Origin of the sequence: Achromobacter anxifer (assembly GCF_903652925.1) — a bacterium.
In the GTDB taxonomy this organism is placed as follows: Bacteria; Pseudomonadota; Gammaproteobacteria; order Burkholderiales; family Burkholderiaceae_B; genus Achromobacter; species Achromobacter anxifer.
On record NZ_CAHLAR010000012.1, the window covers coordinates 74,812 to 96,345 of the forward strand.

At 61.9% G+C, this 21,534-nt stretch carries 15 protein-coding genes and 2 pseudogenes; 5 read left to right on the forward strand and 12 right to left on the reverse strand.

What is annotated here, in order from left to right; genetic code table 11:
• Positions 1 to 15 precede the first annotated feature (15 nt).
• Complete coding sequence (locus tag HWY37_RS28895; protein WP_175206063.1) at positions 16 to 1,065, reverse strand: SDR family oxidoreductase; 1,050 nt, start codon at positions 1,063 to 1,065, stop codon at positions 16 to 18.
• A gap of 147 nt (positions 1,066 to 1,212) precedes the next feature.
• Here HWY37_RS28895 and HWY37_RS28900 point away from each other — a divergent pair, with 147 nt between their 5' ends.
• Complete coding sequence (locus HWY37_RS28900) at positions 1,213 to 1,830, forward strand: TetR/AcrR family transcriptional regulator (protein ID WP_175206062.1); 618 nt, start codon at positions 1,213 to 1,215, stop codon at positions 1,828 to 1,830.
• Positions 1,831 to 2,319: 489 nt separating this feature from the next.
• Here HWY37_RS28900 and HWY37_RS28905 read toward each other — a convergent pair.
• The 4 genes and pseudogenes from HWY37_RS28905 to HWY37_RS28920 all read right to left on the reverse strand — a co-directional run.
• Positions 2,320 to 2,481: pseudogene (locus tag HWY37_RS28905) on the reverse strand (transposase); the annotation flags it as partial.
• Between the two features lie 1,004 nt (positions 2,482 to 3,485).
• Entirely contained in the window at positions 3,486 to 4,433 is a 948-nt protein-coding gene (locus HWY37_RS28910) for a LysR family transcriptional regulator (RefSeq protein WP_175206061.1), read from the reverse strand.
• A gap of 141 nt (positions 4,434 to 4,574) precedes the next feature.
• On the reverse strand, positions 4,575 to 5,348 hold the full coding sequence (locus HWY37_RS28915; protein WP_175206060.1) for an SDR family oxidoreductase: 774 nt from the start codon (positions 5,346 to 5,348) through the stop codon (positions 4,575 to 4,577).
• Between the two features lie 474 nt (positions 5,349 to 5,822).
• Complete coding sequence (locus HWY37_RS28920) at positions 5,823 to 6,404, reverse strand: TetR/AcrR family transcriptional regulator (RefSeq protein WP_175206059.1); 582 nt, start codon at positions 6,402 to 6,404, stop codon at positions 5,823 to 5,825.
• Between the two features lie 107 nt (positions 6,405 to 6,511).
• Between HWY37_RS28920 and fabF the strand changes: the two genes are divergently transcribed.
• Positions 6,512 to 7,783, forward strand: a complete 1,272-nt coding sequence (gene fabF, locus HWY37_RS28925; protein WP_176090381.1) for a beta-ketoacyl-ACP synthase II — start codon at positions 6,512 to 6,514, stop codon at positions 7,781 to 7,783.
• A 68-nt stretch (positions 7,784 to 7,851) separates the two neighbouring features.
• On the opposite strand, the gene HWY37_RS28930 is transcribed toward fabF, so the two are convergent.
• From HWY37_RS28930 to HWY37_RS28945, 6 genes are all read right to left on the reverse strand, one after another.
• Positions 7,852 to 8,403, reverse strand: coding sequence for a cytochrome b (locus HWY37_RS28930; protein WP_175206057.1), 552 nt, complete (start codon positions 8,401 to 8,403; stop codon positions 7,852 to 7,854).
• Positions 8,404 to 8,428: 25 nt separating this feature from the next.
• Positions 8,429 to 9,406 carry a cation diffusion facilitator family transporter gene (locus HWY37_RS28935; RefSeq protein WP_175206056.1) on the reverse strand — a complete coding sequence of 326 codons (978 nt, stop codon included), beginning with the start codon at positions 9,404 to 9,406 and terminating at the stop codon, positions 8,429 to 8,431.
• Between the two features lie 89 nt (positions 9,407 to 9,495).
• Positions 9,496 to 9,873, reverse strand: a complete 378-nt coding sequence (locus HWY37_RS34720) for a cation transporting ATPase C-terminal domain-containing protein (protein ID WP_246302431.1) — start codon at positions 9,871 to 9,873, stop codon at positions 9,496 to 9,498.
• Positions 9,870 to 10,115: a hypothetical protein gene (locus HWY37_RS34725; protein ID WP_246302432.1), complete on the reverse strand. Its 246-nt coding sequence runs from the start codon at positions 10,113 to 10,115 to the stop codon at positions 9,870 to 9,872. Before HWY37_RS34725 ends, HWY37_RS34720 begins: the two co-directional genes overlap by 4 nt.
• Before the next feature lie 90 nt (positions 10,116 to 10,205).
• Positions 10,206 to 10,355 (reverse strand): hypothetical protein, encoded by a 150-nt coding sequence (locus HWY37_RS34730; protein ID WP_246302433.1) that lies wholly within the window; start codon positions 10,353 to 10,355, stop codon positions 10,206 to 10,208.
• Positions 10,356 to 10,711: 356 nt separating this feature from the next.
• A complete protein-coding gene (locus tag HWY37_RS28945; protein WP_175206055.1) occupies positions 10,712 to 11,002 on the reverse strand; it encodes a hypothetical protein in 291 nt (96 codons plus the stop codon).
• Between the two features lie 490 nt (positions 11,003 to 11,492).
• Here HWY37_RS28945 and HWY37_RS34920 point away from each other — a divergent pair.
• The 3 genes and pseudogenes from HWY37_RS34920 to HWY37_RS28955 all read left to right on the forward strand — a co-directional run.
• Positions 11,493 to 11,618, forward strand: a pseudogene (locus tag HWY37_RS34920) (ESPR-type extended signal peptide-containing protein); the annotation flags it as partial.
• A gap of 156 nt (positions 11,619 to 11,774) precedes the next feature.
• The gene (locus HWY37_RS34575; RefSeq protein WP_246302434.1) at positions 11,775 to 18,836 is read left to right on the forward strand and encodes an autotransporter-associated beta strand repeat-containing protein; all 7,062 of its coding nucleotides are present in this window, start codon (positions 11,775 to 11,777) and stop codon (positions 18,834 to 18,836) included.
• A gap of 268 nt (positions 18,837 to 19,104) precedes the next feature.
• Positions 19,105 to 20,073 carry a LysR family transcriptional regulator gene (locus tag HWY37_RS28955; protein WP_246302435.1) on the forward strand — a complete coding sequence of 323 codons (969 nt, stop codon included), beginning with the start codon at positions 19,105 to 19,107 and terminating at the stop codon, positions 20,071 to 20,073.
• 133 nt (positions 20,074 to 20,206) lie between these two features.
• On the opposite strand, the gene HWY37_RS28960 is transcribed toward HWY37_RS28955, so the two are convergent.
• Positions 20,207 to 21,196, reverse strand: coding sequence for a quinone oxidoreductase family protein (locus HWY37_RS28960; RefSeq protein WP_175206053.1), 990 nt, complete (start codon positions 21,194 to 21,196; stop codon positions 20,207 to 20,209).
• Positions 21,197 to 21,534: the final 338 nt, after the last annotated feature.

The window sequence follows — 21,534 nt, forward strand, 5'->3', positions numbered from 1 at the left end:
TAGTATTACCTGGCGTTATTGAGGTGACGCAATGGGTAGCCAACCATGGCGGCGATACCAAGCGACCGTATCGGCAACAGTTTGCTCAATGGGGCGAAATTTCAGTTGAAGCTGCTGTTCGCTCTTCGTGTGAATGAAATGACTTCGTCCCGCCTCCTTGCGCATGAGCCGTACCGTCGCCAAACTGAGCAAGATGGGTTTACCGCTGATCTTCGCGTAGAGTTCCTGCGCCGCCGCCAGGAAATACAGAAGCAGGAAAGGCAAGTTGCGGGTCGGCGTCTTGATTCCCGCGATCTGCCCCACCAAGGGAACCAATTCCTGCATCGTCATGTGGCGACCTGCGGCGAGATAGCGCTCACCGCGCTGGCCGCGTTCCGCAGCTGAAATTTGCGCCTTCGCTACATCGCGAGCATCGACAACCGAGAAGCTGCCTGGCAGCAACCCAGGCAATTTGCCAAGCACCACATCGTTGACAAATTGTCCTGACGAGGTTGGGCCGATATCGGCAGGACCCCACATCCAGCCGGGCAAGACAAAGCTCGCATGCATGTCCGGATGTGTGTCAAGAAAGGCCGATACGACTTGATCGGCCAGTATCTTGCTTCGGTAATAGTCGTCGTCAGCATCTGCTAGGTCACGCAGACAATTCTCATCGATAGGCGCCCCCGGCTCGCCATTCAGCACTGCGATGGATGAAGTCTGAACGAAGCGCCGGATGCCGGCGTCGTATGCCTGCTCGATAAGCTGCTGCGTGCCATCCACATTGATGCGTTTGAGCTCTTCCCAGTGGCTGCCGCCTTTGAAGTTGTCTCGAAAGAAGGCCGCGGTATGGAACACCACGTCACATCCTTGCAGCGCCCTTGAGAAAGCGGGCACATCAGCCATATCACCCTGCACCAGTTCAACGCCTTTCACTCCTGCGAACTGTTGCATACCTTTGGTTTCCGAACGGACGAGAGCCTTGACGAAGACGCCGCGCGCGACCAGCTCACGCACAAGGTTGTTGCCGAGAAGGCCTGTGGCACCAGTGACAAAAGCTGACTGTGGACTGCTGTATTCTTTCATTTCGATTGAACTTCAAATATCACCTGAAATTTAAATATACCGCTGGAACTTTGAAATCTCAAGTGATATCTGAAATTTTTTTGGCAAGCATTCACACAAGATCACACAACGATCGATATCTGAATCTCATATGATATCTTTAAAACTATGAGCACCACGACTGCAAGAAGACGCCTGACCCGAGACGAAAGTCGGGCACAGACTCGCGAGCACCTGATCGACGCTGCACGGCACTTGTTTGTGACAAACGGGTATGGAGGCGCATCGATCCGTGACATCGCGAACAACGCTGGCTATTCCCAAGGCGCTTTTTATTCAAACTTCTCAAGCAAAGAGGATGTCTTGCTAGAGTTGCTGCGGCGGCACATGGATGCAGAAGCGATGCAACTTACTACGCTCATGGGCGACAACGCGCAGTTGCCCGAGCAAATGCTGGCCCGACTGGAGGCCTGGGCTTCTACCCTCAATCACGATGCTGACTGGTGCATGCTTTCCATAGAACTGCAATTGCATGCGAGGCGTAGCCCATCTTTCGCTGCGGAGTACCAAAAGGTTTGGGACAAACACCAATCCGAGATCGGCGGCGTGATCGACTTATTGTTTAAAAAGCTTGGTCGCTCAACTCCTGCCGAGCCTCACGAACTAGCTGCTGCTTTTATGGCACTTTCACATGGGCTTGCACTGCAAAAGACTACCAACCGCCAGGAGTTGACTGGACGCTTGATCATAGTGTTTCTACGTGGATTGATCGCAAGTTCGACATAGCCACGACTCGATGGAGCGAAGAAACGGGCATTCAGGCCGGTACGTGGTGAAGCACGCAACCAAGTGGCCAGTTACGAGGGTGATGTGGCCGTTCAAGACACATGACGTTCAACGACTGGTGTTGGAGATTGCTGCTGTTTAGGCACTGAGTTACGAACGACCACGATCAACCTAAAGCTGCCTGCCGCAGGCTACTTCCGCTTTGCAGCGATTGCCGCTGCTCGTAGTCGCATCGCGACCTATCGGTCACCGCTCCATAACAGTCACCCTTCAATGACGGGAACACCTAGCCACACAAGGATGTCCATGGTGGTTTTGGTGAGGGTGCATGTCAATAGTGTCTATTTGGGGGGGGCTGCTTGTGCCGTTTCATTTTCCAGGGAGGCGCGGCCAGCCCATCCCTATCCCGGTCAAACCGATCCCCATGCGCGAAATTCACGTCAGGCAGGCGTGGGAGGTTGGCGACAACAATCCCGATGTGATGGCGCTACGACCGGACGACGATCCCTTCATACCGCCGAAGTTCGCCTTCCAGTTGTAGTAAGTGGCCTCCGAGATCCCGCGCTTGCGGCACAGTTCGGCCACCTTGGCCCCTGCCTCGGCCTCCTTCAGCACCCCGATTATCTGTTCTTCCGTAAATCGTTTCTTCATTGCCGTTCCTTTGTGAACGGACTCCACATCGATTTCGTACTAACCACGGGGAGCAGGTCGCTGCGTCAGATACGCATGTGCTGTCAGCCCGGCAGACAAGAAAAACGCTAGCGATAAACCCTGATAATTCCACTGGGCACTTAATTGCATTGCGCCTAGTGGCTAGCCACCCGCTGTACCCCCCTATCCCGGTTTGACCGTTAAACACCTCATAGTCCGCATTGGAAATACTCTGAGCATTACTTTCTGGACGTCGTTTTTCAACTTCTGGACAATGGAAAAGCGAACGTTCTATTTCTATTTGAACCATTTTCCCTTGGTAGCAGCCGGAGCCGACGCTTCATAACATTGCCTCGGTAACTGAAAAAGTATCGATTTCGAGAGCGAAAAGCTCCCTAAGCCGGTCTACCAATTGATGTTGGACTCGCACTGTCTCATCGGCAGCCGGTGGCTGGTTGCCGTCAAACTCCACTAGGGTCAGCCGTTGTCGCGCTTCGTTGGCACTTGCCAATAGCAAAATTTCGGTGTGTCGGGTAGGCCATTTAAATAGGGCAATCCGCCCATCAGAGAGTTTTTCCCAACATTCAAGGCGACGTTCGCTTGCGGCAGCGCAGATGCAATGCCACAGTTTATTAGGGTCTTTGGTTCCTATGACGATCATGATAAGGTTTAAAAATTTATCTGCCCCACTATTATCGGCCGCGTTACACAAGCAATGCCGCAACTTCAATTTGAAGTTAGCAGATTTTAGTAGACACCTGATTTCCACTTTCGATGTTCAGCCCTGAACGGAACCAAGGAATCCCGCGCGGTACCAAAGTGCGGTACAGCCTTTTTGCCCTTTCCGCGTCCAGCAAAAGTTAATGAATATCGCTGGCATCCACGCCTCGGCTCCAAGATCCTCGACATTGCGCCTAGAATCATTTCATCAAGTTGACGGCGCCACATGCCAAATGTAGATATTCCTTGCCCCAAATTGCGGCTAATGTCGCCTAGCGTGCTCCTCATACGCGGGGTGAAACCTCATCGTGCGCCAGGTCGCCTGTGAATTCAATATGCCGATTGATCAATGCCGCAAACCACTCATGAAAGACCGCCAGCCGCCTAGAACGCTGGCGCCGATGTGGGTAAATCAACGACACCGGCATCGAAGCCGGGCGACAAGTTGGCATGACTTCCACCAACTGGCCTGAATCTAGCAAGTGCTGAACATCGAAGCGCGGGATTTGGATAAGCCCCAGCCCTGCAAGACAGCATGCGATGTAGCTTTCAGCATTGTTTACGACTACCCGACTCGGCACTTCGAGCAGCTGGCGACTGCCGTCCCCGGGCAGGTAATCCCAAGGCACTTCCCGGCCCGTCTTGGGAGATGCATATCCCACAGCCCAGTGCCCGTTGGGCAAAGCCGCCGGACTCTCAGGCACTCCGTACTCCCGAAGATAGGACGGGCTGGCACAATTGATAAGAGCTATGTAGCCCAGCGGTCGCGCCACCAGACTGCTGCTGCCCGGCACGCCGACGCGCACCGCACAGTCGACACCTTCCCGCACCAAATCAATCGCGCGATCCGCCGAACCTAGAGTCAGCTGAAGGCGCCGATGTCGCCGCAGAAGGCTGGGCAACGCCGGAGCTATCATGCGACGCGCGATGCGGCTTGGCGCGTCAACGATAAGTTTTCCGGAGACTTGACGTTGACTGGTCTGAAACAATTGATCGATGTCTTCCACTTCGGCCAGCAAAGGACGTATACGGTCAAGCAACTGTTGCCCATCTGGCGTAAGCTTGACTTGTCGCGTCGTTCGGTGCAGCAGGCGAACGTCCAATTGCGCCTCCAGCTGCTGGATGGCTGCGGATACGGTGGCGCGTGGCACTTCCAATGCGTTGGCAGCATTGATGAAGCTGCCCATTTCGGCCACGTGGGCAAACACGCGATACTGCTCGAAGCGGCCCATGAATTTACTTATCCTGCGTTTCAGAGGTCATCCAGCAGAAATGACTTAGCTCATAAATGCAGGCTCTACGCGAGACATCCATTGGTCGAGAGCACTCAACCACAGGCCCGTACTCGAAAGATCCCGGAATTCGAGGGGAATTCACTTTGTTGTGTAACCGCCGTTGATGAGGATGGTTTGCCCGGTGATCCACCAGCCGTCGCTAACCAAATGACGAATGAAGGGCACTACATCCTCGATGTCAGTCAAGCCTGTCTTGCTGAACGGCGACAACGCGGCAGCACTTTTATGGTAAGCCACCGCGTCGGCGCCTTCGGCAGGGTAGAAGAATGGTGTGTCCATCGGGCCCGGACCGACCGCCGTCACCGAGATTCCACGAGCACCGAACTCCTTTGAGGCAGCTCGAGTGTAATGTTCCACCGGCGCCTTCGTACCAGCATAGGCAGCATAGAATGGCGTGAAAGCACCCAACAATGATGTCACCACAGTGCAGATCTTGCCATTGTCGTTGACATTCTTGCCGGCCTCTTTGAGGAAAAAGAAAGCGGTCTTAGAGTTAACTGCGGTCATCTCGTCGTACTCGGCTTCGCTAATCTCGGCCATCGGCTTCTTGAGCACCTTGCCAACAGTATTGACAGCGATGTCGAGCTTGCCAACTGCAGCGATGGCATCAGCGAATAGCTTCTCGATGGCCCCGGCAGTCGTCAGATCACCCTGTAGTGCCACGGCGCGGGCGCCGCAGGCTTCGACCGCAGCTACCGTCGAGTCGGCGTCGGCCTTGGATGCGGCGCTGTTGTAGTGGATAGCGACAGCCTTTGCACCATGCGCAGCCAGATCGCGGGCGATGAGTCCGCCGAGATTCTTGGCGCCGCCGGCGATCAGAACAACCTTGCCCTTGATCGAATGGTCTGCCATGGAAGTCCCCTTCTGGAATACGTGGAGGGTCAAGCTTAGGGGGCTTCAGCCAAGCGATCAACTCCCGTTGTCTGGATAGAATATCCAGAAAATTCACCCAATCCCGCATGGATGCACTGGCACATGATCCCGTGATAGTCGTGCGTGCAGTACGCGATTCGAGGCAATTGGCAGAAAGCCCTGTTTATCTGGAATCGTCCCCTTGTTCGTTGACTAGACTGCTATCGGCCAGAAGTAGCCCTTCGGAGCTGACTGATCCTGGCCGACTGCGGACCCCGTGGCCGTCTGCATAAGCAACCTTGACATCAATTCTGCAGAGCCGCCGGTTTTTGCAGCCAACAGCTTGAGTTAGAGGGTGCGGCAACCTCCCCCTCCCGCCCTAGCAATAATTCAGCGCCTGCAGTTGGAGATTTTGAACCGGTTCGAATAGCGCTGGCTCGCGCGAGTTGGAGCTGGGCGGCCGCCAGGATAGAACTATCCAGCCAACTGCTCCCGCACGGTTGCCAGGATTTCTTCGGAAAGCGCCGGGTTGCCCGCCGCCGTGGCGCGGGCGAGGGTCAATGCGCCAACCATGCTGCATAGGGTCACGATTGCCTGCGTGCGCCTGGCCGGGTCATCCCCCTGGAGCTCACTCATGAAGCGTTGGAAGTTGCTTTCCACGCCCTGCGCAAAGACCTCTGACATTTCCGGCCCAGCCCTAGCAACGTCTGCCGCCAATGCCGCAACAGGGCACCCCTCTCCGGGGTGATCGCGGTGGAACGTGGAAAGATAGCCATATACCAGTGCGCGGAGTCCGCCTGCAGATGCGCCATCCACCTCTGGAAACTCCGATCCCTCTTGCGGCGTAATCGTCCACTCAAACGCGCGCGTGCATGCCTCGCGAGCGAGAGCATCCCGGGACTCGAAGTGCCGGTACAGCCCGCCATGGGTCAACCCTGCATCGCGGGTGATCTCGGCCAGGCCCACGCCATCCAGGCCCTTTTCTCGATAGAGGCGTGCGGCGGCGTCCACGATTCCTTCGCGGTTCTTGGCGGCCTGTGTTTTGCTGACTTTCATGGGTTAGATGATACCCCTCATCAAAATTGATTTATGATTACGATCATCATCAATAAAATTACACTCAGCCCGTCGCAAGAGCTGGGTTCAATTGCGGAAGGTGCGGCATGGAACGTCGGGTAGTCATCACCGGTTTGGGCTTGGTGTCCCCTCTCGGATGCGAGGTAGAACTGGCCTGGCAACGCTTGCTGGCAGGCCAGTCCGGAATACGCGCCTTGGATGCGGCGGTTGGCGAAGGCACCGGCGTTTCCATCGCTGGCCGGGTGCCAAGCCAGGAGGAAGATCCTCAAGCCGGGTGGAGCCCCGAAGTCGTCATCCCGGCGAAAGAGCTACGCCGCATGGACCGCTTCATCGCATTTGCGTTGGGCGCGGCGGATCAGGCCCTGGCACACGCACAGTGGCGCCATCCAACCGCCGAGCAGCAGGAGCGCGCAGCGACCATCATCGGCTCCGGTGTGGGCGGTTTCAGCACCATTGTCGAAGCAGTGCGAACCACGGATGGCAAGGGGCCGCAGCGCTTGTCGCCTTTTACCGTGCCGGCTTTCCTGGCCAATCTGGCGGCGGGACAGGTGTCGATCAGGCACCAGCTAAAGGGTCCGTTGGGAGCACCGGTGACGGCTTGTGCCGCCAGCATTCAGGCCATTGGCGATGCCGCACGCCTGATTCGGAATGACGAAGCCGACATGGCGCTCTGCGGCGGCAGCGAAGCCACCATCGACAAAGTGGCGTTAGGCAGCTTTGCGGCGGCCAAGGCGGTGAAGACCCATTGCGACAGCGAGCCCGCGAAGGCTTCCCGCCCGTTTGACCTGGCCCGAGACGGCTTTGTCATGGCCGAAGGCGCGGGACTATTGGTGCTGGAAGCGCTGGATCATGCGTTGGCTCGCGGTGCCAAGCCGCTGGCGGAAGTCGTGGGCTACGGCACTTCCGCCGATGCCTATCATGTCACTTCCGGGCCGGAAGATGGATCCGGCGCCGCCCGATCGATGCGCGCGGCGTTGCGGCAGGCACGGTTGCAACCCCATGACATTCAACACCTGAATGCTCATGCGACATCCACGCTTGTCGGTGACCGAGGAGAGCTGGCGGCCATACGCCAAGTGTTTGGAGCAGGCTCTGGTCCCTCCATCACGGCCACGAAATCCGCCATGGGCCACATGCTTGGCGCCGCTGGCGCGGCCGCCGCGATTTTCACCATATTGGCCTTGCGTGACCAGATTGCGCCACACGTGCTCAACCTGGACCATCCAGATCCGTTGGCAGACGGCCTGGACCTGATCGCTGGAAGTGCGCGCGCTCATGCCATGGAGCATGCCATGCTCAACGGATTTGGCTTCGGTGGCGTCAATGCGTCGTTGGTTCTCAAGCGGTTTTCAGCCTGAGCCCTATCTCGCGGGCAGGCTCCCCTGCCCTGGATCACGCCCGCCTGGCGCACCCGCCCCAAGAAAGCTCAACGCCGCCCCGGCAGCATCCGCACCAGCGTGTTGTCCCGAAACACATAGTGATGCAACAGCGCCGCGGCGGCATGCAGCCCCACCAGGAAATACCCCACCGTAGCCAAGGTCTCATGCAGTTCCTTGACCTGATCCGCCAAGGCCTTGTCCGGGCTCACCAGCGCCGGAACCTCCAGGCCAAACAACGGAATCGGCTTGCCCCCGGCGCTGAGCGTCAGCCACCCCAGAATCGGCGTGACGATCATGAACGCATACAGCGCGTAATGCATCAGCCGGGAAAGCACGTCCTGCCATCTTGGCATCGGCGGACGCACGCGTGGCGCTGTACCCGCAGCCAGCCGGATGACCAGCCGCAGCACCACCAGCCCGATCACACACAGCCCGAGCGAGAAATGCAGGGCCTTGATGTTGTTGTACAGATCAGTGCCTTTGGTGGCCAGCCCGCGCAATTCCATACAGGCGTAGACTAGTGCCAGTACCACGAGCATGAGCCAGTGCATGACGATCACGAGGCCTGCGTACTGAGTATCGGAGTTCTTGATTTTCATGTTTCTTCCTTGTCGTCAAAACGCCCTACGCACAGCCTGGTTCGAGATTCGCCCTGCCCTCGGCGCCCTGCGTGGACGCGTCGGAAGGTCTCCAGGGATCAACATGGGTCATCACGTTCAATACACGATGCCGCTGCATGACGCGCTGGCGCGCTTGCACGGCGATCTTGTGGCCTTCCTCGACAGTCAGCCCGGCGTAGATTTCCAGGTGAGCGTCGACCACGATCATATCCCCCATTTTTCGGGTGCGCAGATCGTGCACGCCTTGAATACCCGGGGTGTCCATCAGGGTGCGCTGGATCGCCGCGGCTTCGCCTTCGTCGATGGCACGGTCCAGCAGGTCGTGCAAGGCGTCCCAGCCGAAGCTCCAGCCCATTCGGGCCACCATGAAGCCCACGATGGCCGCGGCGATCGGGTCCAGTATCGGGTATCCCAGCAGGTTGCCGATGATGCCCAGGCCCACCACCAGCGACGAGGCCGCGTCGGAGCGCGCGTGCCAGGCGTTGGCCACCAGCATGCTGGACTTCACGCGCTTGGCCACGGCCAGCATGTAGCGGAACAAGGCCTCTTTGATCACCAGGGCGCCACAGGCCACCCAGAGCGCGATTAAGTGGACCTGCGGGATCGCGTCGGGCTGCTCCAGCTTGGTCACGGCGGACCACAGCATGCCGCCGCCGACCACCAGCAACAGTACGCCAAGCGCCAGGGATGCCGCGGTCTCGTAGCGATAATGGCCGTAGGGGTGGTCCGCGTCGGCTTCTTTCTGGCCATGCCGGTTGGCCAGCAGCACGATGAAGTCGGCGATCAGATCGGAAGAAGAATGAATACCGTCCGCGATCAGGCCCTGGGACTTGGAGAAAATGCCGATGATGATCTGGGCGGTGGCGAGCACTACGTTCACCCCCACGCTCACCCAGGTGCTGCGGGCGGCGGCGGCGGCGCGTTCGGCCGGGCTGTGTTCATCGTCCTCCGGGTCGTCCGGCGGAGGCTGAAAGGCGGTCATGGTTCTGCTCCCGTTTTTGCAATCTAGCCTTGCGGCGTTCGGGCCAGAAGCATAAGCACCGAAACCTGAACGGATGATGAACGTGAGCTTCAATTTCGCGGCGGCGCCGGACGGGAGGCCCCACAACGGATTTGCCTTGACTTGCGCCCTAGCGCCCATTTCACTGCCTCGATCCACAGCAAGCCCAGCACGGTCAGCCCTGCCGCCGACAGGAGTATCCACGGCGTTGGCTGCTCGAACACAAACAGGCGGCTCACGGGAGAGATGCCCAGCACGCAGGCCTGGAGCAGCACGGTGACCGCGCTGATCCAGGCGGCATAGCGGTTACCGGCATCTCCCGTGCGCCAGGAGGGGCGCGTCAGGTTGCGATTGGCGTAAATGAGCCCCAGGTTGGCAAGCACCAGTACCGTGAACACCATGGCGCGGTCGAACAGGCGGGCGTCCGCGCGGCGCGGCGGCTCGGTCATGGCATTCGCTCCAGCGGCTCCGCTTCAAACACAATCGCGCAGGCGGGGTCGATGATGAGCTGCAGAAATAGGATCTGCACCGGCATCAGCAGCATGGGCCACCCCAGCAATACCGGCACTAGCGACAGGCCCACGATGGGCACGTGCACTGCCACCCCGGACACAATGGCCTTGCGCAGATTGGCGAACACGCGACGGCCATGGCGCACCGCGGTGACGATGGAGTCAAAGTCGTCGTTCATCAACACCAGATCGGCCGCCTCGCGCGCCACCTCGGTGCCGCGCGCGCGAAAGGCTTGTACCAGGCGTAGCTTCTGCGCGGGCTGCAGCCGTCAGAACACCCGGGTGGCGGACAAGCTCTCCCGCAGGGCGGCGTCGCCAAGGCTCGCCAGCTCTTGGCCGGTCATCGGCGGAGCGTTGATGTCCGGGCCAACCTGACGGGCGATGGCGACGGCAGTGGCCGGATGGTCTCCGGTCATCATCCCCCCGGATACCGGCTGCCTGGCAGGAGACGATGGCGCTTGGCGAGGAGAATCGCAAACGCTTCGTCCGGCGCACACTCAAAGTTGATCGCGTATACGCCGCCGCCTGCCTAGGCGTCATACAACACTTGGGTGTCACTCGCGCCCGGCCATTCCCCATGGGCATGCCAGGCGCGGCTGGTTAGCGCGAGCGATGCTTGCTCAGGTAATCCAACACGGCAGCAACCACCGCCTCGGGTGCGACCCCAGCTTTGATTTTGTACTGGGTTGACCGCTGTGGGTCGGGAAGCGCAAGAGGTCGCGGGGGCGATCATCCGACGATCGGAGCGCAAACCGATCGCCCCCGGCGAGGGCGTTCAGGCGGTCAGGAAGCGCGTGACTTCGGCCCAATCGTTGGTCGACAGGGCGACGTCCTCGAAGTCGCCAGCTTCCTCGTCGTAGCGCGAAACACAGAAGCGCTGGCTCCTGCCGGATTCGCGGTCGGCATAGTTGGCGTAGTCGACAAACACTTTCAAGCCGCGCTCCGTGTTCTCGAATGAAGGCGCAGCATCGATGTAGCTCGACGCATCGAAATACCCTTCGGGCAGGGGCGGCAGGGTTGTTATGTCGAAGTCGGGAAATTCGCGACGCAGTCGTTCAAGGTTCATGAGAAAAGCATGTAGAGGCTGGAAGGCTGACATTTTACGTTGCTCAGTGTCAGTCGCCACGATGCCCCCCAAAACAGAGGCTGGGTTGGCACTGCGCGAATTGGGCAGTGCCATGCAAAGGGACCGCCACGTTGCGCATGCGTATCGCGGGATCCCTAGTGCCCCATGCGCAGGTCTTGCTTCTGACTAAATAGGGTCAATGCTATTCCGACGAAGACCGGACCTTGTCCCATGCGCTTCCTGGACACCTTGCGGCAGACCGATACACCTTGGACGGACATTATTTCCATTGCCGTCGCAGACAAAATGTATCGATAATGTATTATTTTGTAGCAAATGCATCGATTTGAGTCATCGAGCATTTTTCGCCGCCGCGACCTTCCGCATTGCAGTGGGTGATGTGCGGGCTGATCTTGGATCTATTCGAAAAACAACCACACGCTGCGGCACGCCTGCCCAGCTTCAGCCAGTCATTCAAGGGAACAAAAGGATGAACCGTATTTACCGCAAGCTCTGGAATGCGAGCCTGGGCAATTGGGTGGTCGCGCCGGAAATCGCCCGTGGCGGCGGTGGTTTGGGGTCTGGCGTCGTGGGCTCCAGTGCTGCAAGGGCGCCTGCGCTGCGTTTGCATGGTGTTGCAACGGCCCTAGCACTGGCATGGGGCTTGGCGGGAGGCGCTCCGGTAGCGCTGGCAGCCTGCGTTGTTACGATTCCTGGCGCGGGTGGAACGGTGGACTGTTCCGGGACCGTTACTTCGACCTACAGTTCATCGGTGAACAACATCACGGTCAACGTCGCCAGCGACGCCACGGTGTATTCGCAGACGGGTCCTGCTCTCAATCTCGCCGGCAACAACATCAGGTTCAACAACTACGGGATGGTCGGCCCGACGCTGTTGGGGTCGTTGGTCAATTTCACCTCCGCGGTGGCCTTGGGCAACTCAAACAACAGCACCGTGAATATCACCAACGGCGGGCTCACCAGAGCGGTCGGCGATACGCCGCAGGGCAACCTGCTCAACCTGACCGGCATGGCCTATGAGGTGAAGAACGGTGCGAACGGCGTGGTGAACTTCACCAACACCGGCACCATCGATGCCGCGCCCCTGATCACTGCTGGCATGTTGTCCGCCGCGGACATCCCTGGGATCATCCTCTACAACCCGTTGAACGGTGCCCCAGGCGCGGGCCCGCAGGTGAATTTCACCAACACCCTTGGCGGCTTCATCACCGGCCGGATCGCATTCCAGGGTTCGGCGGCGGGTAACACCTTCATCAACGCCGGCATCCTCAACGGCAGCTTGTCCATGGGCGCGGGCGGCCTCACGGGCAACAAGTTCATCGCAGTGACCGGCTCGGTGGTCAACAGTGGCGGCGGGGTAGCAACCGCCACGGGCATCTTGGGCAAGGCAGGCCTTCAGTTCGCCCCCGCAGGCGTCGTCGATGGCGGCCTGAATGGCGCCAGCAACACCCTGGTCCTGCAAAACGTTGCCGATGCCGCCAATCCTGGCACTGGTCCCAACGGCACCGGCACAGTCTCCCCCACCACCTACAAGAACTTTCCCAACCTGAAGGTCTACAGCGGCACTTGGACCATTCAAGGTCCTCTGCTTGGCGCTTACATCAACCCCACGGCCGAATTGAACGGCGGTGTCGCGAGCATCAACGATGCTTTGGTCTTCGGCACCGCCACCGTCGTCGCCAACGGGGGCACCCTGCGCTCTCAGGGCTCGCCGCTGAGCCTGGCCAATACATTCAACCTGGGCGCCAACGGCCTGACCATCGACGGAACCAGTCAACTGACCCTGAGCGGCCAACTGGGCGGTAGCGGCGCGTTGACCAAGAACGGAGCCGGGACCCTGGTGCTGGACAACGCCACCAACAACTACATCGGTGGCACCACCCTTAACGGCGGCACCCTGGCCCTGGGCAGCGCCACGGCGCTCGGCAACGGCGGTCTGTCGGTCACTGGCATGTCAACCCTGCAAACCACCACGGCGCTGTCCCTTGGAACCGGCATCGACCTGGGGGCGACATTGGGCGTGGACGCCGCCAATAACCTGACCCTGAGCGGCAACATCACCGGTAGCGGCGGCCTGGCCAAGGCCGGCAGCGGCGCCCTGACCCTCACCGGCGCCAACAATTTCACGGGCGGCGTCAACCTCAACGCCGGCACGCTCATCGTCGCCAGCGACACCGCGCTGGGCAGGGGCGGCCTGACCATCAGCGCCACCGGGGTCACCCTCGACAATGCGGGGACAGTCAGCCTGGGCAACAGCATCGCCCTTGGCAACAGCCAGCGATTGGCCCTGGCCGGCAGCAATGCAATGACCTTGAGCGGCGCCATCAGCGGTGACTTCAGCGGCCTGGACAAGTACGGGGCTGCGGACCTGACCCTGAGCGGCGCGAACACCTTCACGGGCGGCGTGAAACTGAACGCCGGCAAGCTGATCATCGGCGGCGACAGCGCCCTGGGCACCGGCATATTCAATGCCGCAGCCGGCACGACTCTGGATGCCAACGCGGCGCGCACCGTAGGCAATGCCATGACGCTGGGCGGCAACGTCACCGTCGCCGGGTCCAACAACCTGACGCTCAACGGTCCGATCACCGGCGCGGGCGGCCTGACCAAGAATGGCGCCGCCACCCTGACCATCGCGGGCAACAACGGTTTCCAGGGCGGCGTCGCGCTGAATGCCGGGACCCTGCTGCTCGGCAACAACAATGCCCTGGGTACGGGCGGCGCCCTGACCACCGCTGCCGGCACCACCCTCGGCGCCACCGGCACCGGCCTGACCGTGCGCAACCCGATCGGACTCAACGGCGACCTGACCATCAACGGCCCGCAAAACCTCAGCCTGAACGGCGTGATCAGCGGCAGCGGCAACCTGACCAAGAATGGCGGCAGCATTCTCCAGCTGGCCGCCGCCAATACCTTCCAGGGCAACGTCCTGCTCAATGCCGGCACGCTGTACATCGGCAGCGCCGACGCGCTGGGGCAAGGCCGCCTGATCGCCTCGGGCGGCACTATCGATTCCCTATCGGCCCCGACCGTGGCCAACGCCATCACTCTTAATGGCGCAGTGGCGGTCGGCGGCCTCAGCAACCTCACCCTGCAAGGCGTCATCGATGGCAACGGCCGCCTGACCAAGGGCGGCGCCGCCGATCTCAGCCTGACCGGCGTGAACACCTACAGCGGCGGCACCTTCCTCAACGGCGGCAGCATCACGATCGGCAACGCCGGTGCGCTCGGTTCGGGCGACCTGACCGTCGGCGGAGGCGCCAGCCTGACCGGCTCTACGCCCTTGGCGCTGGGCAACGCCATACACCTGAACGCCGGCCTGACCTTGCCGGGCAGCAGCGCGCTGACGCTCGGCGGCATGATCGACGGCATGGCCGGCCTGACCAAGACCGGTGCGGGCACCCTGACCCTGAGCGGGGCGAACACCTATGGCGGCGGGACCACCCTCAACAACGGTACGCTGATCGTCGCCTCCAACACCGCCTTGGGCACCGGCGCCTTGACTGCCGCCGGCGGCACCTCGCTGGACAGCAGCTCCGCCGTAACGCTGACCAACGGCGTAAACACCAATTTCGGCGGCCTGAACGTGCTGGGCAGCCACGACCTGACGCTCAAGGGCACGATTGCCGGCGGCGGTGGACTGACCAAGAACGGGTCGGCCACGCTGACGCTGGCGGGCGCCAACACCTACGCAGGCAACACCCAGGTCAATGCAGGCGCCTTGCTGGTTGACGGCTCGGTAAGCGGGACCGTCACTGCCAACAACGGCGGCACGCTGGGCGGCATCGGCCGCATTGCCGGCGATGTCGAAATCGCTTCGGGCGCGACCCTGTCTCCCGGCCACGGCGGTCCCGGCACCTTGACCGTGGGTGGCAATCTCACGCTGCAGGCCAATTCGGCCACCAGCTTCGAGCTGGGCCAGGCCGGTGTCGTGGGAGGCGCGAGCAATGACCTGGTGTCCGTGCGGGGCAACCTCACCTTAGGCGGAGCGTTGACCGCCAATGCGGCCTCGGCCGGCTGGTACCGCCTGTTCAACTATGACGGCAGCCTGTCGGGCAGTTTTGCGTCCACCCAGGTCAACAGCACGCAATCGGGTTTCACGCCCCGCAGCCACAGCCTGGACACCGGCACGACCGGCCAGATCAATCTGTCGGTGGTGGCCGCAGGGCAAAGCCTGCAGTTCTGGAACGGCGGGCAGACCAGCGGCAACGGCAGCATCACCGGCGGGGCCGGCACCTGGAGCTTGGCAGGCACCAACTGGACGGACAGCGCGGGCACCGCGACCCAGGGGTGGAACGGATCGGTCGCCGTATTCGGCGGCAGCGCCGGCGGCAACGTGGCCGTGGCCGGCGCCCAGTCCTTCGACACCCTGCAGTTCAGCACCGATGGCTACAACCTGACGGGCGGCAGCCTGGCGTTCTCGCCGGCCTCCGGCACGCAGGGCACCATCAACACCGACGCAGGCATCAGCGCCGCCATCGCGACGACCCTCGTCGATGGCTCGGGCACGAGCCTGCTGAAGGTCGGCGGCGGCACGCTCACGCTCTCTGGCGTGAACACCTACAGCGGAGGCACGACGGTGGCCGAGGGCACCTTGGTGGCCGCCAGCAACAACGCGCTGGGCGCAGGCGCTGTGACGGTGGACAACACGGCGGGCCGGAATGCGATCCTGCAGATCAACAGCGGCGTGACGCTGGCCAATACGGTCACGCTGACCCACGGCGGCGGACTGAACAATGCCGGCACGCTCGCGGGCAATCTGCTGATGGACACGTCCAGCGCCAACCGTGTGCAATTGCAGGCCGGCAGCCAGATCCTGGGCAATCTGAACCTGGGCGGCAACGTCGGCTCCACGCTGACGCTGGAGGCCGCCGGCAACGCGCAACAGCTGCATTCGCAGGCCGTGCGCGGCAGCACCACCTTGGCTGGCGAGCTGGTCAAGATCGGCACAGGCACCTGGGTGCTGGACCAGGACCTGACTCCCGCGGCCACCACCATCGCCAGCGGTACGCTGCAGCTGGGCAATGGCGGCACGGTGGGAAGCCTGGGGGCGGGAGGCGTGACCAACAACGGCACGCTGGCGATCGCCCGCAGCGACGCAATCACCTTGGCAAACCCGATCACCGGCAGCGGCAATCTGGTGCAACAAGGCGCTGGCACAACCACCTTGACCGGGACCAACACCTACACGGGCGGCACCACCATCAGCGCGGGCAAGCTGATCGCCTCGGCGGCCAGCCTGGGCAGCGGCGCCATCGCCAACAACGCCGCCCTGGAACTGAACCAGGCGACCGATGCCACGCTGGCCCAGGCCATCAGCGGCACGGGTAGCCTGACCAAGACGGGCGCCGGCAGCCTGACGCTGGCTGGCGTCAACACCTACTCCGGCGGCACGGTCATCAACGCGGGCAAACTGGTCGCCTCGGTGGCCAGCCTGGGCAGCGGCGCCATCGCCAACAATGCCGCCCTGGAACTGAACCAGGCGACCGACGCCACACTGGCCCAGGCCATCGGCGGCACCGGCAGCCTGATCAAGACGGGAGCCGGCAGTCTCACGCTGACTGGCGCCAACAGCCACACCGGCGGCACCGCCATCAACGCGGGCAGGCTGGTCGCCTCGGTGGCCAACCTCGGCAGCGGCGCCATCGCCAACAACGCCGTGCTGGAACTGAACCAGGCCAGCGATGCCACGCTGGCCCAGGCCATCGGCGGCACCGGCAGCCTGACCAAGACGGGCGCCGGCAGCCTGACGCTGGCTGGCGTCAACACCTATTCCGGCGGCACAGCCATCAACGCAGGAAAGCTGATCGCCTCGGTGGCCAACCTGGGCAGCGGCGCCATCGCCAACAACGCGGCCCTGGAACTGAACCAGGCGACCGATGCCACCCTGGCCCAGGCTATCGGCGGTACCGGCAGCCTGACCAAGACGGGCGCCGGCAGCCTGACGCTGGCTGGCGTCAACACCTATTCCGGCGGCACAGCCATCAACGCGGGCAAGCTGGTCGCCTCGGTGGCCAGCCTGGGTAGCGGCGCCATCGCCAACAACGCCGCCCTGGAACTGAACCAGGCCACCGATGCCACGCTGGCCCAGGCCATCAGCGGCAACGGCAGCCTGACCAAGACGGGAGCCGGCCGCTTGACGCTGACGGGCGACAGCGGCGCGTACACGGGCAGCACGGTGCTCAATGCCGGGACGCTGGCGTTGAACACTGGAGCCGCGCTGGGAGGCAAGCTGACGGTCGCCAGCGGCGCAAGCCTGAGCGGCGGCGGCGCAGTAGGCTCGCTCACGCTGGCCGGCGGCAGCATCGTCGCTCCGGGCAGCGCCGGCGCATCGGGCCACGCCTATGGCACCTTGACCGTCAACGGCGACCTGACCTTCCAGGCCGGCTCGTCGTACCAGGTCCATGCCGACCCCGGATCCAGCGCCAGCGACCGCATCGCGGTGACCGGCACGGCCTCCCTGGCTGGCGGCGTGCTGCACGTGGGACCTGAAGCGGGCTTCGATGCGGCCAGGACCTATACCATCCTGACGGCCAACGCGGTCAATGGCACGTTCAATACGGTGTCGTCGAACTACGCCTACCTCAATCCCTCGTTGAGCTATGGCGATCAACAGGTCCAGCTGCAGCTGGAGCGCAAGCAGACCACGCCCAATAAGCCGATTGCGTTTGCCGATGCCGCGACTACATCGAACCAGCGTGCGGTGGCCAATGCCCTGGACAGCCTGCCGTCGGGCAATGCCTTGCACAAGTACATCCTGACGCTGCCCGAGGGCATGCCGCCGGATGTCTTCAACAGCCTGAGCGGCGAGGCCCACGCCAGCGTGGTGTCCAGTCTGCTTGGGGGCGCCACGTCGCCGCGCACCCTGTCGATGCAGCGCCTGCGCGCGAACCTGAACGCCGGCATGAGCCCGGGTTCTCCGACGGCGCAGGCGGGCGGTCCGCTGCCGGCCTCGGCCTTGCCGTCGTCCAACGCGCAGCCCGCCTGGGCCGAGCTGGTGGGCAACTGGCAGACGCAAAAGGAAAACGGCAACGCCGCGCAAGTGCGCCAGCACACGGGCGGCCTCTTCATCGGCGCGGATCATGAGGTGGGCCGCAGCGGTTGGCGCCTGGGCGCCGCGGTCGGCTATACCGACAGCAAGATCAACGTCGATGACCGGTCCTCGCAGGCCGATGTGTCCGGCTACAGCGCCACGCTGTACGGCGGAAAATCGTTTGAGGTGGGCGCGGGCAAGCTGAACTTCCTGGCGGGCGCTGCCTACACCTGGCATGACGTCAGCACCAAGCGCTATGCCACCGTGGCGAGCGGGCAGGAGAAGTTGACGGCCGACTACGGCGCCAACACGACTCAGCTCTTTACGGAATTGGGTTACTCGATGGCGTTGACCGACAGCACCCGTATCGAGCCTTTCGTGGGCGTTGCCTGGAGCGATCTGCGCACGCGCGGCTTCTCGGAGTCGGGCGGTTCGGCGGCCTTGAATGGCCAAGGCAGCAGCGACAAGCAGACCAGCAGCACGCTGGGCTTGCGCACGCAGACCGACTTCAACGTCGGCCGTTCCGAAGCGCGCCTGCATGCCATGGCGGGCTGGCGCCACGCCTTTGGCGGCCTGACGCCGCAGACGACGATGGCCTTCGAAGGCAGCCAGGCGTTCACGGTGGCCGGCACGCCGATTGCGCGCAACTCCGCCCTGGCGGAACTGGGCGCGGAAGTCGCGGTGTCGCGCGACACGACGATGGCATTGACCTACAACGGTCAGTACGGCGGCGGCAACCGCGAGCATGCCGGGTCACTCAACGTGCGCTGGCGGTACTGACGGACGCATGGCGCGTGGTCAGCTCCCCGACCTCACTCCAGCGATAACGGAATGATCCCGCGCCACATCAGCCCTCCCTGCCAGCGCTTCACGCATGCCTAGGTGTCGCAGGTCTGCGTGAAGCCCGCCTGCTTGGTCTTGACGGTGCTAACAAAGGCGGGCGCGGGCGCAGCGTGGCTGAAACGACTCAGCGTACCAAGCTCCCCGCCCCTGGTTGCCACAGCTGGGTCGTAGGCAAGGCAAAATGATGCTCCAAGGAGCCCCAATCTTGAATACGACCTCTTTACTGGCCACTGACCTGGACAGCACCAGGATAGACGAACTGGCCGCGCTGCTGGCCATCGCAAGGGAAGGTTCTTTCGTTGCGGCGGGCCGGAGTTTGCTTCGTCACCCCACGATAGTGTCTCGCCGGATAGCCGCGCTCGAGGCTCGATTGGGTGTCAGGCTGATCGAGAGGACCACTCGCCAAGTGAAGCTGACGGCAGCCGGCGAGCGCCTTGCGGAGCAGGTGCGCTCCGCAAGCGGAGCAATAGTCGAGGCCGAACACGAAGCCAGCGCAGACGCGGCCGAACTGCGTGGGCGATTGAAACTTGCGTTCCCGTCGGCCCTGGGGCGCCAATGGTTGGCACCGCTGCTGCCAGACTTCATGAAGCGCCATCCCGCGCTTCAGATCGAGGTCGACTACAGCGAACGGTACATCGACCTGGTTGCTGAGGGATTTGATGCAGCTGTCCGTGTGGGTATTCTGAATGACAGCCGGCTCGTGGCCAAGAAGCTGTGCGGACACCGCCGAGTGTTGGGCGCCTCCCCTGACTACCTGAAACGGTTCGGCGAACCGCGGGAGCCGCGGGATCTGGCAGAACACAACTGCATCTGCTTGCCATCGTTCGCATCCTTTCCGAATTGGAAGCTGAAACGAGGAAGCCGCGAGGAGACCATCCTGGCCCAAGGCTCCCTTTTGTCGAATGACAGCCTTGCGCTGCTCGAGGCCGCGCGCCAAGGCATTGGGATCCTCGGAGGCGGAGAGTGGCTAATGGCTCGAGATTTTGCTCAAGGCGTTCTCGTGCCCGTTCTCCCGGGGTGGACCTTTGATGCGAATGGGGGGGTGTATCTCGTCAGGCCGTCAATCCGCCACGCGCCTGCGCGCGTGCAGGCATTTGCAGTCTGGATCACCGGTCAATTTTCTGAAAATGCGCCTTGGCTGCGCGCCACCCACCACAAACGCCAGAAGAACTGATGGCCCTGCGACACTGATCCGAATCAAGGCCTGCACGCCCATGCCAGTCAGTCCGAAGGGACCGGCCGCCGGGGCTGTCAATGGAAACAGCTCATCCGGCCAGCGGCGAGCAACGACTCAATCGCTGCTTCCATCAAACTCTCAATACCACCGGTCCATTGGAACTGCCGTTCTCCAATGCTGCATGTGCTTGAGCGACATCTTCCAAAGCGAACCTCTTCCAGATGTTGGCGGGAAGAATCCCCTCTGAGAATGCCGCGTACACGTCGGCGACGCGGTCGCGATACTCCTGCAGGTCGGTCGCGTGAGCCGTAATTGAAGGCCGCGTCAGAAACAGGGATCCCTTCGCGTTAAGCGTGCCGACTGACACCGGGTCTGGCACACCGCTGGATGCGCCAATCGACACCATCATTCCGCGAGCATGCAGACTGTCGATCGAAGCCGAGAATGTGGCCTTGCCAACGCCGTCGTACACGACATCCGCCTTGCGTCCCTTTGTGATGCGCTGGACCTCGGCCGGCACATCGCACTTGCCCCACACAAGAATCTCGTCGCAGCCACGAGAACGAGCGGCTTCGACGCTGGCTTCCTTGGACACCACTCCGATAACCGTTGCACCGAGATGCTTCGCCCAAGGCGCCATCAACTGTCCAAGGGCGCCAGCCACGCCGTACAAAAGAACAGTGGTCCCCGGCCCGACAGGAAAGGTGCTCTTCAACAGATATTGCGCCGTGATGCCCTTGAAAGTAATGGCGGCCGCCGTTTCACAGTCAATCGAATCGGGTAGACGGATCAATCGTTCGGACGGGTACGCCCGCGCCGTCGCATACGCGCCGATAGGCCCTAACGCGTAGGCGACGCGGTCGCCGACCGCAACTTGCGATACCGCGCGGCCGACGGCGGCCACCCGACCTGCCGCTTCCAGGCCGAGACCGGATGGAGTGGGTATGGGCACCGCGCCAGAGCGCTGCATCGCATCAAGGAAGTTGATGCCTATGGCCTCTTGCACAATCCACGCCTCATTTGGGGCAAGGCTGTCGACCATGATTTGTTTCGGTTCCAGCACCTGCGGGCCGCCGGGAGCGGCAATGCGGATCGCGGCTGCGGTTAGGGCTGATGCCATGGGCCTCTCCTGTTGAAAAATCAGGCTTCCATGGTCTGCCGATCGGCTTGCTCCGGCAATCGGGCCGGGTGAACGACACTGCTTCACTGAACGAAGCAATTACAGGACTGAAAGGGCGCGCGTTTGCCGGCATGCCTTGCATGCGTGCTTCAAGCGTTTTACCGCTGCCGCGCAGGCCGGTGCATGCCCCCTTCACAATCCTTGACTGTTGATCCCTGGCGATACATTGCGACACATCGTAATATTTTCAAACACACAGTGTGTCGCCTGTACCGGCGCCGGATGCAAGACAACGGTGGCGCATAGGCCAGGCGGGCTTCCTTGAATCGGCAAATCGT